The organism is Streptomyces sp. NRRL S-1022, assembly GCF_000720135.1.
Classification (GTDB): domain Bacteria; phylum Actinomycetota; class Actinomycetes; order Streptomycetales; family Streptomycetaceae; genus Streptomyces.
The window spans coordinates 20,800-34,257 of record NZ_JOIU01000015.1; the positions used below are offsets into that span (position 1 = coordinate 20,800).

Here is a 13,458-nt window from a genome sequence, read left to right on the forward strand (position 1 = left end):
GACAGGGCAACGGGCGGGTGCGGACGCCCGTACGCTCAGGTGAGCGTCAGCGTGAGCACGCCGGAGTACGCGCCGGGCGGTGTGAACGCCGGTACGTCCAGGGAGAGCCGGGCGTCCACGGTGAACTCGCCGCCGGTGAGCGTGCCGTCGGCGGTGGAGGCGAGGGTCGCGCCCGCGCTGCCCACGGTGCCCGCCGAACCGGCCTTGCAGGTGCTGGGGCTGCCCGCCTTGGCCGCGCAGGCCGGGGTCCAGCTCAGCCGGCCGGCGTCGATCCTGGCGCCGGGGCCGGTGAAGTCGGTGACCTTGCCGGTCAGGGACCAGCCGGCGGGCCCGCCGCGGAAGTCCTTGACGGTCACCGTGTTCAGGCTGCCGGTGGAGGCCCCGCCCTGGCCGAAGTCGACGCCCGACAGGGCGACGGAGTCCCCGGCCTGGGACATCGACAGGGTGCCCGCCTTGACGGTGGTGGTCAGCTTCTGGCTGCCGGCCGGGACGGGTGTGTTGTCGTCGACGGCGTAGGCCGCGGGCCCGGCACCCTTGTCGGGGTTCCAGGAGGCGCCCTCGTAGGCCACGATCCCGGTCGTCGCCTTGTCGTTGACGACCAGGGAGCCGTTGAAGGAGCCCTGGGCGTTCGCGGTCACGGTCGCGGTGTCCGCGGTCTGCTTGTCGCCGGCCCGCCCGGCCAGCGTGACGGCCGCACCCGGCGTGAAGTTCTTCCCGCTCACGGTGACACCGGCCCCGGCGTCACCGGAGGCGGAACCCAGCGAGATGGCCCGGGTGTTGGCCGGGGTGCCGTCGGTCGCGGTGACGGTCTGCGAGACCGGGGCGGGCGGGGTGATGACCGTGCACGGGGTGTCCAGCTCCAGGATGTAGCTGGTGTGGATGTTGTAGTCGCCGGGCGAGAGGGTGATCTGCCCGGCCTTGGTGACGGTGAAGGTGCCGGTCATGGAGAAGGACGGGAAGGCGGCCTTCCCCGGCACCGGCGGGTTCTTCTTCGGCCCGGTGACGGTGATGTCACCGCTCTGGGCGCCGCCGAGGGTGACCTTGCCGGTCGGGGTCATGATGTCGGCCGGCAGGGCCAGGTCGGTGGGGTTGCTGGCGGCGGCGGTGACCACGGTGTAGGTCACGGTGACCGTGTCACCGACCTTGGGACTGGTCTTGTCCGCCGAGACGTTGGCGGTGGTGGTGCCGTCGATCGGCGGGATGCCCGCGACGGCCGGCGGGATGCAGTGCGTGGCGAAGTCCACGTTCGTGCCGGCGGCGCCGGCCGGGCAGGCCAGCGCGCCGCCCGCGGTGACCGCGAGCGCGGCCGCCCCGAGCAGTGACGCCCAGCGCCACCGTCGGGCTCTTCGGGGTGTCGGACCCATGGGCCCCCTCCTGAGGGTTGCGGGCGCAGCGGCTCGTCTGCGCCGACAGGGGGCATTGATGTGGAGCGGGGGTGAGAAGTCAATGGAGATGCCGCAGAAATCTGACGGATCATCAGTTTCTGCGGCATCGGGGTCGGTTACGGCACGATCCGGAACGGATCGCTCAGCCGGACGGTCAGCTGAAGACGAAGGGGCCGGGCGCCTGCTTGGCCGAGGCCGTACAGGTCACGGTGATCCCGAAGATGACCATCTTCAGCGAGCCGCCGTAGGCCTCCAGGCTGTCGCCGGGGGCCACGGTGCCGGGCAGCGGGCCGACGGTGACCGCCGAGCCGCTCGCCATGGCCGGGTTCTTCGTCCCGCTGAAGACGGTGGTGCCGCCGCTCGCCTTGACCATGGTGAGCGTGGAGGCGATCGAGTCCTGGGCCACCGCGACCGGCGTCTTGATCGCGGTGGAGGTGAGGGTGAGGGTGGCCGAGCCGCCGCTCTGGGTGGCGGTGAGCGTGGCCGCACCGCCGCCGAAGATGCCGCAGTTCGCGGTGATGGTCGCCGACTGGGGAGTGACGGCGGCCGCGGTGGGCGCGAAGGCCAGTCCGGTGACCGCGAGGGCCCCGGCCGCCAGTGCCGCACCTGTTGCCGTGCGCTTGCCTCTCATGGGGATCCGCTTCCCTTCCCTGGTGGGGAGTGCCATGTGGGGACGCCCGGCGGACGGGAGGCCTGCGCAGGCGGGTGCGGGCACGTGCGCGGCGGTGCGGATCTGACGGTCCGTCGGATGCTACGGACCATTGACGCGCGCGGGCCGGACCCCGGCAAGGTTGAATTCAGGCCGACCTGTTGTTCGGTCCGTTCAGGCCGACCTGTTGTTCGCTCCGTTCAGGAAGCGGCGACGGTGGCCCGCACGGTGCCGTCGGGCGACGCGAGCAGCACCGGCGTCCCGGCACCGCCCAGGTCGGCGACGGCGGCGAGGTCCTCGGCCGGCACCGACTCCGCCTCGCTCACCACGGCCGCCGCCTCCAGGGACGCGGCCCCCGACGCCACGGCCATGGCGACCGCCGTCCGCAGTGCGCTCAGCTTCAGCGAGGCGAGCCCCACCGACCCGGCGACGTACGTCCGCCCGGTGTCGTCCCGTACGGCCGCCCCCTCGGGCACACCGTTGCGGGCCCGCGCGGAACGGGCCAGGGTGACGATCTTGCGGTCCTCGGGGTCAAGCGCGGTGCTCTCGGTCATGCCCCGAGCATACGAAGTCCTGCCGGCCCCCCGGGCCCGCGCCCCACCGGCCGCGGCCGGCACCGGATCACGGCCGGTCCAGCCGCAGCCGCTGCGCGCGGGGCAGTCCCGCGACGACGAGGTCGTACGAGTCCTCGATCAGCTCCCGCACCAGCCGGTCGGGCAGGCCGCCGTCCACGGTGACGGTGTTCCAGTGCCGCTTGTTCATGTGCCAGCCGGGGACGATCAGCCCCTCGTGCTCGCCGCGCAGCCGGAGCGCGTCCTCCGGGTCGCACTTGAGGTTGACCGTCAGGGGCCGCGCGTCCAGGTGCGTCAGGGCGAACATCCTGCCCAGCACCTTGAAGACCGAGATCTCCGGGCTGAACGGGAAGTCCTCCGCGGCCGCGTCGAAGGACAGGCAGAAGGCGCGCAGCTCCCCGGGGGTCACTCGGCCTTCTCCTCCTCGGCGGCGGGCACGGGGACCGGCTCCACCAGCACCGTGACGATCTTGTTGCGGCGGCCGGCGGCGGCCTCGGCCGTCAGCTTCAGCCGGCGCTCGTCGGGCAGTTCGACCTCGGCGGAGGCGCCGGCGATGGGCACGCGGCCGAGCGCCTTGGCGAGCAGTCCGCCGACCGTCTCCACGTCCTCGTCGTCGTACTCCTCCAGGCCGTACAGCTCGCCGAGGTCGGTGATGTCCAGGCGGGCCGTGACCCGGAAGCGGTCGTCGCCGAGGTCCTCCACCGGCGGGAGTTCCCGGTCGTACTCGTCGGTGATCTCACCGACGATCTCCTCCAGGATGTCCTCGATGGTGACGATGCCCGCGGTGCCGCCGTACTCGTCGATGACGACGGCGACGTGGTTGCGATCCTTCTGCATCTCGCGCAGCAGGTCGCCGGCGTTCTTGGTGTCGGGCACGAACACCGCGGGGCGCATGGCGGTGGACACCAGGTCGCCCTCCGCCTCCCGGCTGATGTGCGTCTTGCGGACCAGGTCCTTCAGGTACACGATCCCGACGATGTCGTCCTCGCTCTCGCCGGTGACCGGGATCCGGGAGAAACCGGAGCGCAGGGCGAGGGTGAGGGCCTGGCGGATGGTCTTGAAGCGCTCGATGGTGACCAGGTCCGTGCGCGGCACCATCACCTCGCGCACCAGGGTGTCGCCCAGCTCGAAGACCGAGTGCACCATCCGGCGCTCCTCGTCCTCGATCAGCGACTCCTTCTCCGCGAGGTCGACCAGCGCGCGCAGCTCGGCCTCGGAGGCGAACGGGCCGCGCCGGAAGCCCTTGCCGGGGGTGAGCGCGTTGCCGATGAGGATCAGCAGGGACGGGATCGGCCCCATGATCCGGGCCAGCGGCAGCAGCACGTACGCCGCCGCGGTGGCCGTGTTGAGCGGGTGCTGGCGGCCGATGGTGCGCGGGGAGACGCCGACGGCGACGTACGACACGAGCACCATGACGCCGATGGCGATCAGCAGGGCCTGCCAGGTGGCGAACTCCTGGAGGCAGGCGTAGGTCACCAGCGCCGCCGCGGCCATCTCGCAGGCCACGCGGACCAGCAGGGCCACGTTCAGGTAGCGGGTGGGGTCGGCGGCGATCTGGGCGAGCCTGGCGCCGCCGCGCCGGCCGGACTTCACGGCCTCCTCGGCGCGGAAGCTGGAGACGCGCGCGAGGCCCGCCTCCGCGCAGGCGGCGAGCCAGGCCACGACCACCAGCGCGATCGCGCCGACCACGATCTGCGGAGACATACGACCCGCTTACGAGACGGTCGGCGCCGGGGAGGGCCCGGTCATGCCGCGCTCGGCCCGCCACCCGTCCACGATGGCGGCCTGGAGGCCGAACATCTCGGCCTTCTCGTCGGGCTCCTCGTGGTCGTACCCGAGCAGGTGCAGCACACCGTGGACGGTGAGCAGCTGGAGCTCCTCGTCCATGGAGTGCTGCGTGGGCGCCTCGGCCCCCTGCTTGGCGGCGACCTCCGGGCACAGCACGATGTCACCGAGCAGCCCCTGCGGCGGCTCGTCGTCGTCCTTGGACGGCGGGCGCAGCTCGTCCATCGGGAACGACATGACATCGGTGGGCCCGGGCAGGTCCATCCACTGGATGTGCAGCTGCTCCATGGCGTCGGCGTCCACGACGATCACCGAGAGCTCGGAGAGCGGGTGGATGCGCATCCGCGCGAGCGCGTAGCGGGCGATGTCCAGGATCGCCTGCTCGTCTACCTCGGTGCCGGACTCGTTGTTGACGTCGATCGACATGGTCGTGCTGGTCTACTTCCCCTGGGTGCCCTTGGCGCCGGACCTGCCACGGCCGCCCTTGGGAGCGCCGTTCTCGGTGCCGTACTTGCTGTCGTACTGCTCGTACGCGTCGACGATACGGCCCACCAGCTTGTGCCGTACGACATCGTGGGACGACAGCCGGGAGAAATGGACGTCCTCGACGCCCTCCAGGATCTCCTGCACCTGCCGCAGGCCCGACTTCTGCCCGTTCGGCAGGTCCACCTGGGTCACGTCACCCGTGATCACGATCTTCGAGTCGAAGCCGAGGCGGGTGAGGAACATCTTCATCTGCTCGGGGCTCGTGTTCTGGGCCTCGTCCAGGATGATGAAGGCGTCGTTGAGCGTGCGGCCGCGCATGTAGGCGAGCGGCGCGACCTCGATCGTCCCGGCGGCCATCAGCCGGGGGATGGAGTCCGGGTCGATCATGTCGTGCAGCGCGTCGTACAGCGGGCGCAGGTACGGGTCGATCTTCTCGTAGAGCGTGCCGGGCAGGAAGCCGAGCCGCTCGCCCGCCTCCACCGCGGGGCGGGTCAGGATGATCCGGTTGACCTGCTTGGACTGGAGGGCCTGCACGGCCTTGGCCATGGCCAGGTAGGTCTTGCCGGTACCGGCGGGGCCGATGCCGAAGACGATCGTGTGCTTGTCGATCGCGTCGACGTACCGCTTCTGGTTGAGGGTCTTGGGGCGGATGGTGCGTCCGCGCGAGGACAGGATGTTCTGCGTCAGCACCTGCGCCGGGGTCTCCGACCCGTCGCTCGTCCCGTTGTCGCTCGCCTTGAGCATGGCGATCGAGCGTTCCACTGCGTCCTCCGTCATCGGCTGCCCGGTGCGGAGCACCAGCATCATCTCGTCGAACACGCGCGAGATCAGGGCGACGTCCCCCTTGTCGCCGACCGCGCTGATCTCATTGCCCCGGACGTGGATGTCGGCCGCCGGGAAGGCCCTCTCGATCACACGCAGAAGGGAGTCGCCGGAACCCAGCACCGTCACCATGGGGTGCTGGGCAGGGACGGTGAACTGCGCTCTCGCCTGCTCTTGCGCGGGGGTGTGAGCTGTGGATGTCTCTGTCATGGGCCGGCGCTGAAGGCCTGCGCTTCCTCCTCGTCACGGCCGCACAGCTGAGGGCGGCCTCGCATGTCCAGGGTACGACGGAGGACTCGCAACGCCGTAGGACTTTTCATACGACCGGTTCATCCGGGCCGCGGCGACAGAAACCGCACTCCGGCCAAGCGCCGGCCGGCGGGGGCGGGCGCCGGCCGGCGGCGGCGGGCGCCGGCCGGCGGGGGCCGAGGGATCAGCCGAGGCGGGAGTCGGTCGGGCGGGCGTCAGTCGGAGCGGGCACCGACCGGAGCGGGCATCAGCCGAGCTGGCGCAAGCCGATGGCCGGCACCACCCGTCAGATGGAACAGCCGGAGCGGGCGTCAGCCCAGACGGGCGTCAGCCCAGACGGGCGTCAGCCCAGACGGGCGTCAGCCGGCGGGAGCGGCCGGCGGGAGCGGCCCGTGGCGCCAGCCGGGCGAGGCCGGCGGGGCTGGCCGAGGGGTAAGCCGGGGCGGACGTCGGCCAAGGGGCAGCCCGGGCGGACGTCGGCCGAGGGGCAGCCCGGGCGTACGCCGGCCGAGGGGTCAGCCGGAGCGGGCGTCAGCCCAGGCGGGCGTCAGCCGGCGGGAGCGGCCGGTGGCGCCGGCCGGGCGAGGCCAGCGGGGCCGGCCGAGGGGTCAACCGGGGCGGGCGTCGGCCGAGGGGTCAGCCCGGGCGGGCGTCGGCCGAGGGGTCAGCCCGGGCGGGCGCCGGCCGAGGGGTCAGCCGGAGCGGCGGAAGCCGATGGTGGGGACGGCTCGGCGCAGCGGCCAGGGGCGGTCCAGCTGCTCCGGGACCAGGCCCTCCAGGAACTCGTACCGGCGCAGGGCCGCGGGCGACTGCCCCGGCAGCGACTGCACGCGCCGCCACCACGCCCCGATCTCCGACCACCCCGGCGCCGACAGCGACCCCCCGAACTCCTGCACCGACAGCGCGGCCGTGAGCCCGGCGAAGGCCAGCCGGTCCGCCAGCGGCCACCCCGCGAGGGAACCCGTCACGAACCCGGCGACGAACACGTCCCCGGCCCCCGTCGGATCCAGCGCCTCCACCGCGATCGCCGGCACCTCCGCCGTCTCCCCGGTCCGCCGGTCCACGGCGTACGCGCCCTCCGAGCCGCACGTCACCACGGCCACCGGCACGTACTCGGTCAGGGCGTGCGCGGCCAGCCGCGGGCAGTCGGTCCCGGTGTACCGCTTCGCCTCCTCCGCGTTGGGCAGGAACGCCTCGCAGTGCGCCAGGTCGGCCAGGCCGGACAGGTCCCACGCGCCCGTCTCGTCCCAGCCGACGTCGGCGAAGATGCGGGTGCCCGCGCGGGCGGCCTGCGCGACCCACGGCGCGCCGCGCCCCGGCGTGAGGGAGGCCACGGCGGCCCGCGAGCGGAGCGGCCGGTCGGCGGCGCCCTCCTGGAGGAGGACGGCCTCCGCCGGCGGCTCGTGCCCGTGGGAGACCATGGTCCGCTCGCCCTCGTAGGCCATGGAGACCGTCACCGGGGAGTGCCAGCCGGGCACGGTCCGCGAGGCCGAGAGGTCGATGCCCTCGCCCCGTTCCAGCGCGTCCCAGCAGTACTCGCCGTAGTGGTCGTCGCCGAAGGCCGCGGCGAGCGCGGTGCGCAGGCCGAGCCGGGCCAGGGCGGCGGCCATGTTGGCGACCCCGCCGGGGCTGGAGCCCATGCCCCGGGCCCAGGACTCGGTGCCGCGGACCGGTGCCGAGTCCAGGCCGGTGAAGATGATGTCGAGGAAGACCGTGCCGGTGAGGTAGACGTCCCAGGGCGGGTCGCCGGGGGCGCGCAGCGCGGCGAGCGGGTCGACCTGGATCTGGCAGCGTGCTGCCTGGGTGAGGTGTTCCGGTTCCTCTCCGGTGAGGGTGTGCGACGGCGTCACGGTGCGCTCCCTGGCGTGGTGCGGTTCTGGCCAGTGTGCACCAGGTCACGCACCGGTATCCCGTGCGGCGCCGGTCACCAGCGGGGCATCACCGGTGTCCGCCAGCCCGGTTCGGCCCTGCGCAGGGCCGCGGCGTCGTCGCGGTCGCGCAGCGAGCCGTCGTCCTCGGTCCACCGCCGGTGCAGCCGGTCCAGTTCGCCGCGGTCCAGCTCGACGCCGAGGCCGGGCGCGTCGGACACGGCGACCCGGCCGCCCTCGAAGACGAGCCGCTCGGTGAGGACGTCCTCGGACTGCCACGGGTAGTGGGAGTCGCAGGCGTGGTGCAGGTCCGGGACGGTGGCCGCGACCTGGGTCATCGCGGCGAGGCTGATGCCGAGATGGGTGTTGGAGTGCATGGACACGCCGACGCCGAAGGCGGCGCAGATCGCGGCGAGCCGCTGGGTGCTGCGCAGCCCGCCCCAGTAGTGGTGGTCGGAGAGCACGACCTGGACGGCGTCCTTCGTGAACGCCTCCCTGATCTCGCCGAAGGTGGTCACGCACATGTTGGTGGCCAGCGGGACCTCCGTGCCGGCGGCCACCTGTGCCATGGCGGGCGTGCCGAGCGTCGGGTCCTCCAGGTACTCCAGGACGTCGCCGAGTTCCTCCGCGACCTTCAGCGAGGTCTCCACCGACCAGGCGCCGTTGGGGTCGAGCCGCAGCGGGTGGCCGGGGAAGGCCTCGGCGAGGGCGCGGACGGCGGCGATCTCCTCGTCGGGCGGGAAGACGCCGCCCTTGAGCTTGAACGAGCCGAAGCCGTGCAGCTCCTGGAGCCGGCGCGCCTGTCGCACCACGCCGGCCGGGTCGAGTGCGGCACCCCACGGGTCCGGTTCGGCGGGGACGCCCGCCGGGTGCCGGTCCCACTTGTAGAAGAGGTAGGCGCTGTACTCGACGGCGTCCCGCACCTTGCCGCCGAGCAGCGCGTGCACGGGCAGCCCGAGCGCCTTGCCCTGGGCGTCGAGGCAGGCGACCTCGAAGGCGGACAGCACGGACAGCCGGAGTTTGTCGGCGCTCTGCACACCGCGCAGCCCGCCGGCGTCCACCTCGCCCTGGACCCGGGACTCGTCGACGTCGAGGTCGATCCGGAAGAGGCCGTTCACATCCATGACCGAGCGTCCGATGAGCCGCTCGGCCAGCGGCCGGGCCAGTTCCAGGTACTTGGTGTCGCCGTAGGTCTCGCCGAGCCCGGTGACGCCGTCGGCGGTGACGAGTTCCACGATCAGCCGGGGGGTGTACGGCTGGTGCACGCCCTGGGTGTTGAGCAGCGGCGGGTCGGCGACCAGGATCGGGGTCAGCCGTACCTCGGCGATGGTCAGGTCACGGGTCACAGGGAGGCTCCTACGAGGTCGAGTCCGGCGGTGAGGAGGGCCTTCAGGCCGGCGAGGTCGGCGGGCGCGGGGTCGGTGAGCGGGGCGCGCACGGGTCCGACGCGCTGGCCGCGCAGCCGGGCCGCCGCCTTCACCAGGGACACGGCGTATCCGGGTGCGCGGTCGCGGAGTTCGACGAACGGGACGTAGAAGGCGCGCAGCAGCTTGTCGACGGTGCCGTGGTCCCCGTCCCGGAACGCGGTGAAGAAGGCGCCGGCGATCTCGGGGGCGAAGGCGTGCACGGCGGAGGAGTAGGCGGGGACGCCGACGGTGGCGTAGGCGCGGGCCTGGATCTCGGCGGTGGCGGCGCCGTTGAAGAAGAGGAAGCCGTCGGGGGCGGCCAGGGTGAGGCGCTGGAGCCGGTCGAGGTCGCTGTGGCCGTCCTTGACGCCGATGACGTTGGGGATGCGGGCGATACGCCGCAAGGTGTCGGCGGTGTAGGCGACTTGGCCGCGCTGGTAGGCGACCAGCGGCAGCCGGGTGCGGGCGGCCAGCTGTTCCAGCTGGGCGGCGAGGCCGTCCTGCGGGGCCTCGGTCAGGTAGTGCGGCAGGACGAGCAGGGCGTCGGCGCCGGCCTCCTCGGCGATCCGCGCGAACCGGGCGGCCTGGGCCCAGCCGTATCCGGTGCCGGCGACCACGGGCACCCGGCCGGCCGCCTCCTGGACGGCGACGGTGACGACCGTGCGGTACTCGTCCTCGTCCAGCGAGAAGAACTCGCCGGTGCCGCAGGCCGGGAAGACGGCGCCCGGCCCGGCGGCGAGCCGGCCGGTGACGTGGGCGCGGAAGCCGTCGGGGTCGAGGGCGCCGTCGTCGCGGAAGGCGGTGAGCGGGAAGGAGAGCACGCCCCGCGCCATCCCCTCCCGCAGCCGTCGCGCCACGTCCTGCGGAGCCGGGTCGCCGCCCACCTGGACCATCTCCTCTTATGAATAGCGTCTACATATGAGAACAGGCTAGACGTTCCTACCCCCTTGCAACACCCTCAAACGCGACAGTGGCCCGGATCACACCCGCCGGGCTTCTTCCGGAACCGCGTGCTTGATACAACTTGCTCGCGCGTTCCCGTCCCCCGACGGCCGTCGCCCAACCCCCTTCTCCCAGCCGCTCCTTCCGCCTGCCCCGGGAACGCCCGTGTCCGCCCCCCGCACCCTGCCCTGGCCCCTCGTCGCCCTGTTCGCGGCCGGGTACCTGGCCCCGTACCTGCTGCCCACCACCGTCGGCCGGCTCGCCGCCGGGCTCCCGCTCACCGCCACCCAGGCCGGGGCCGTCGGCAGCGCCCTGCTGCTCGGCTCGGCGACGGCGGGCTTCTGGCTGGCCTCCCGCGTCGACCGGATCGGCCCGCGCACCCTCGCCCGCGCCGGCCTCGCGCTCGCCGCCCTCGGCTACGGCGGCGCCGCCCTCACCACCGTCGTACCGGCCGTCGTCGCGGGCGCGGTGCTCGGCGGCCTCGGGTCGGGAACGGTGACGGCGGTGGCCGCGAGCGGGATCGCCGCCCAGGCCGACCCGCACCGGGTCACCACGGCGGGCCTGCTCGGCGTCTCCGCCCTCGCCGGCGCCCTGTACCTGACGATCCCCCACCTCGGCCCCGGCCACGGCCAGCCCCTGGCCGCGATCGCCCTGACCGCGCTCGCCGTCCGGCCGCTCACCGGCCGCCTGCCCGCCCGTACCGCCCCGGCCCGCAGCTCCGCCGGGTACGACCGTCTCCCCCACCCCCGGGCCGGACTCCTCCTGGCCGCCGCGATGCCCGTCTGGTCCCTCGCCCAGAACGCCCTCTGGGGCGTCAGCGGGCGGATCGGCCTCGACCAGGCCCACCTCGGCGAGGTCACCGTCGGCGCGGTCTTCGCGGTCGCGCTCGGTGCCGGGCTCCTCGGCGTCGTAGGCGCGGGCGCGCTCGGCCCGCGGCTGGGCCGGGCGCTGCCCATCGGCGCCGGTACGGCCCTCATCGCGGGCTGCGTCGCGCTCAGCGCGGCGGCCACCGGCCTGCCGGCGTTCGCAGCGGGCGAGATCGCCTGGAACCTGCTCTACCCGGTCGTGCTGTCCTACGTCATCGCCCTGGCCGCGTCGCTGGACCCGCGCGGCCGCTGGACGGTCCTGGTCGGCTCGGCGTCCTCCCTGGGCACGGCGGCGGGCCCGCTGGCCGGCAGCGTGCTGGCGGAACGGGCGGGCTTCCCCGGGATGGGGCTGGCGCTCGCCGCCGGGCTGCTGCTGATCGCCGTACCGCTGACGGCGGTGGCACTGCGGACCGGCAGGCGCGCCCTGCCGGCCACCGGACTCCCTGTGCTCGAGGTCCCGGTGGAGACGCCCGCCGTGCCCGTCCGGCGCGCCTACGACACCGCGTCCCCGAACGTGTAGGCCTCCACCTCGGCCAGACAACGGGCCCTGCGCTCCTCGTCGTCCTCCAGGAAGGAGGCGAGGAAGGAGTTGCGGGCCAGCTCGCGCAGCCGTTCCGCGTCCAGGCCCAGCGCCGAGCGCACCGCGTCGAAGTTGTCGCCCGCGTATCCGCCGAAGTACGCCGGGTCGTCGGAGTTGACCGTGCACAGCAGTCCGGCGTCGAGCATGGCCGGCAGCGGGTGGTCGGCGAGGGTGTCCACGGCGCGCAGCCGGACGTTGGAGAGCGGGCACAGGGTCAGCGGCACCCGCTCCCGCACCAGCCGCTCGACCAGCGCCGGATCCTCCATGCAGCGCAGGCCGTGGTCGACGCGCTCCACGCCGAGCACGTCCAGCGCCTCGGTGATGTACTCCGGCGGGCCCTCCTCGCCGGCGTGCGCGACCCGGCGCAGCCCGAGCGCGGCGGCGGCCTCGTACACCTCCCGGAACTTCACCGGCGGATGCCCGACCTCGGCGGAGTCCAGGCCGACACCGGTGATCCGGTCCAGGTACGGCTCGGCGGCCCGCAGGGTCGCCAGGGCCGACTCGGCGGACTCGTCGCGCAGGAAGCACATGATCAGCCTGGTGGAGACGCCGTGGTCGGCCTCGCTGTCGCCCAGTGCCCGCCACAGCCCCTCGACGACCGTGCCCATGTCCACGCCCCGCGTCAGGTGGGCCTGCGGGTCGAAGAAGATCTCCGCGTGCCGCACGCCCTGTGCGGCGGCCCGGGCAAGGTAGGCGTCGGCCAGGTCGGCGAAGTCCTGCTCGGTGCGCAGCACGGCCATCAGCGCGTAGTACAGGTCCAGGAAGGACTGGAGGTCCTCGAACCGGTAGGCCTCGCGGAGGGCGTCGGTGTCCGCGTACGGAAGGGTCACACCGTTGCGGGCGGCCAGCCGGAACGCCAGCTCGGGCTCCAGGGTGCCTTCGATGTGGAGGTGCAGTTCTGCTTTCGGGAGGGGCATCGAAGCATCGTACGGGTGGTTTACCGCCGTTTCGGAACCGGCACCCGCAGCAGGTCGTACGCCACGGTCAGCTCGCCCTCGAACCCGGCCGCCCGCGCCTGCCGCTCGAACTCCTCGGGGTCGGTGTAGCGCTGGCTGAAGTGGGTGAGGACCAGGTGCCGCACGCCGGCGTCGCGGGCCACGGCGGCGGCCTGTCCGGCCGTCAGGTGCCCGTGCTCCACCGCGAGTTCGATGTCCTCGTCGAGGAACGTCGACTCGATGACGAGCAGGTCGCAGCCCTCCGCGAGCGCGTGCACGCCGTCGCAGAGCCGGGTGTCCATGACGAACGCGAACCGCTGCCCGCGCCGCACCTCGCTGACGTCCTCCAGGGTGACGTCCCCGAGCCGGCCGTCGCGCTGGAGACGGCCCACGTCCGGGCCCCTGACACCGTGCGCGGCGAGCCGCTCGGGCAGCATGCGGCGGCCGTCGGGTTCGATCAGCCGGTAGCCGTAGGACTCGACGGGGTGCGAGAGCCGGCGGGCCTCCAGGGTGTACGAGCGGGTCACCGCGAGGATGCCGTCGGCGGCGACCGGCGCCTCGGTGAGGCCCACCGTCTCCCGGTAGGCGGTCGCGTAGCGCAGGCGGTCGAAGAAGCGCCGGCCGGAGCGCGGGTAGTGCGCGGTGATCTCGTGCGGCACCCGGTCCAGGTTGATCCGCTGGATGACGCCCGCGAGGCCGAGGGAGTGGTCGCCGTGGAAGTGCGTGACGCAGATCCGGTTCAGGTCGTGGGCGGCGACCCCGGCGCGCAGCATCTGCCGCTGCGTGCCCTCGCCGGGGTCGAACAGGATGCCCTCGCCGTCCCACCTCAGCAGGTAGCCGTTGTGGTTGCGGTGCCGGGTCGGGACCTGGCTGGCGGTGCCGAGCACCACCAGTTCACGTACGGACACGGTGG

At 73.4% G+C, this 13,458-nt stretch carries 13 protein-coding genes; 1 reads left to right on the top strand and 12 read right to left on the bottom strand.

The window, feature by feature from the left end; genetic code table 11:
- Positions 1–35: 35 nt before the first annotated feature.
- The 10 genes from IG05_RS0121650 to IG05_RS0121700 all read right to left on the bottom strand — a co-directional run bounded on the left by IG05_RS0121650 (position 36) and on the right by IG05_RS0121700 (position 10,115).
- Positions 36–1,364 carry a beta-xylosidase gene (locus IG05_RS0121650; protein WP_030344952.1) on the bottom strand — a complete coding sequence of 443 codons (1,329 nt, stop codon included), beginning with the start codon at positions 1,362–1,364 and terminating at the stop codon, positions 36–38.
- Between the two features lie 175 nt (positions 1,365–1,539).
- A complete protein-coding gene (locus tag IG05_RS0121660; protein ID WP_030344953.1) occupies positions 1,540–2,016 on the bottom strand; it encodes a hypothetical protein in 477 nt (158 codons plus the stop codon).
- Positions 2,017–2,234: 218 nt separating this feature from the next.
- Positions 2,235–2,588 (bottom strand): cytidine deaminase, encoded by a 354-nt coding sequence (locus IG05_RS0121665; RefSeq protein ID WP_030344954.1) that lies wholly within the window; start codon positions 2,586–2,588, stop codon positions 2,235–2,237.
- A 67-nt stretch (positions 2,589–2,655) separates the two neighbouring features.
- Positions 2,656–3,015 carry an MmcQ/YjbR family DNA-binding protein gene (locus IG05_RS0121670; protein WP_030344955.1) on the bottom strand — a complete coding sequence of 120 codons (360 nt, stop codon included), beginning with the start codon at positions 3,013–3,015 and terminating at the stop codon, positions 2,656–2,658.
- Positions 3,012–4,310, bottom strand: a complete 1,299-nt coding sequence (locus IG05_RS0121675; protein ID WP_030344956.1) for a hemolysin family protein — start codon at positions 4,308–4,310, stop codon at positions 3,012–3,014. Before IG05_RS0121675 ends, IG05_RS0121670 begins: the two co-directional genes overlap by 4 nt.
- A 9-nt stretch (positions 4,311–4,319) precedes the next feature.
- A complete protein-coding gene (gene ybeY, locus IG05_RS0121680; protein WP_030344958.1) occupies positions 4,320–4,817 on the bottom strand; it encodes an rRNA maturation RNase YbeY in 498 nt (165 codons plus the stop codon).
- Positions 4,818–4,829: 12 nt separating this feature from the next.
- On the bottom strand, positions 4,830–5,909 hold the full coding sequence (locus tag IG05_RS0121685; protein WP_078894378.1) for a PhoH family protein: 1,080 nt from the start codon (positions 5,907–5,909) through the stop codon (positions 4,830–4,832).
- A 731-nt stretch (positions 5,910–6,640) separates the two neighbouring features.
- Positions 6,641–7,798: a carbohydrate kinase family protein gene (locus IG05_RS0121690; RefSeq protein WP_030344961.1), complete on the bottom strand. Its 1,158-nt coding sequence runs from the start codon at positions 7,796–7,798 to the stop codon at positions 6,641–6,643.
- 74 nt (positions 7,799–7,872) lie between these two features.
- The gene (locus tag IG05_RS0121695) at positions 7,873–9,162 is read right to left on the bottom strand and encodes a glucarate dehydratase family protein (RefSeq protein WP_030344962.1); all 1,290 of its coding nucleotides are present in this window, start codon (positions 9,160–9,162) and stop codon (positions 7,873–7,875) included.
- On the bottom strand, positions 9,159–10,115 hold the full coding sequence (locus IG05_RS0121700) for a 5-dehydro-4-deoxyglucarate dehydratase (protein WP_030344964.1): 957 nt from the start codon (positions 10,113–10,115) through the stop codon (positions 9,159–9,161). The genes IG05_RS0121695 and IG05_RS0121700 overlap by 4 nt, the downstream gene beginning before the upstream one ends.
- Before the next feature lie 214 nt (positions 10,116–10,329).
- Between IG05_RS0121700 and IG05_RS0121705 the strand changes: the two genes are divergently transcribed.
- Positions 10,330–11,550 (top strand): MFS transporter, encoded by a 1,221-nt coding sequence (locus IG05_RS0121705; protein ID WP_030344966.1) that lies wholly within the window; start codon positions 10,330–10,332, stop codon positions 11,548–11,550.
- Here IG05_RS0121705 and IG05_RS0121710 read toward each other — a convergent pair.
- The gene (locus tag IG05_RS0121710; RefSeq protein ID WP_030344967.1) at positions 11,523–12,527 is read right to left on the bottom strand and encodes an adenosine deaminase; all 1,005 of its coding nucleotides are present in this window, start codon (positions 12,525–12,527) and stop codon (positions 11,523–11,525) included. The two genes, IG05_RS0121705 and IG05_RS0121710, sit on opposite strands and share 28 nt — an antisense overlap.
- A gap of 20 nt (positions 12,528–12,547) precedes the next feature.
- Entirely contained in the window at positions 12,548–13,453 is a 906-nt protein-coding gene (locus IG05_RS0121715) for a ribonuclease Z (RefSeq protein WP_030344969.1), read from the bottom strand.
- Positions 13,454–13,458: the final 5 nt, after the last annotated feature.

Bases quoted from the DNA above. Each gene is read 5' to 3' on its own strand.
- IG05_RS0121650 (WP_030344952.1), bottom strand. From the start codon at position 1,364: ATGGGTCCGACACCCCGAAGAGCCCGACGGTGGCGCTGGGCGTCACTG.
- IG05_RS0121660 (WP_030344953.1), bottom strand. From the start codon at position 2,016: ATGAGAGGCAAGCGCACGGCAACAGGTGCGGCACTGGCGGCCGGGGCC.
- IG05_RS0121665 (WP_030344954.1), bottom strand. From the start codon at position 2,588: ATGACCGAGAGCACCGCGCTTGACCCCGAGGACCGCAAGATCGTCACC.
- IG05_RS0121675 (WP_030344956.1), bottom strand. From the start codon at position 4,310: ATGTCTCCGCAGATCGTGGTCGGCGCGATCGCGCTGGTGGTCGTGGCC.
- ybeY (WP_030344958.1), bottom strand. From the start codon at position 4,817: ATGTCGATCGACGTCAACAACGAGTCCGGCACCGAGGTAGACGAGCAG.
- IG05_RS0121685 (WP_078894378.1), bottom strand. From the start codon at position 5,909: ATGACAGAGACATCCACAGCTCACACCCCCGCGCAAGAGCAGGCGAGA.
- IG05_RS0121700 (WP_030344964.1), bottom strand. From the start codon at position 10,115: ATGGTCCAGGTGGGCGGCGACCCGGCTCCGCAGGACGTGGCGCGACGG.
- IG05_RS0121710 (WP_030344967.1), bottom strand. From the start codon at position 12,527: ATGCCCCTCCCGAAAGCAGAACTGCACCTCCACATCGAAGGCACCCTG.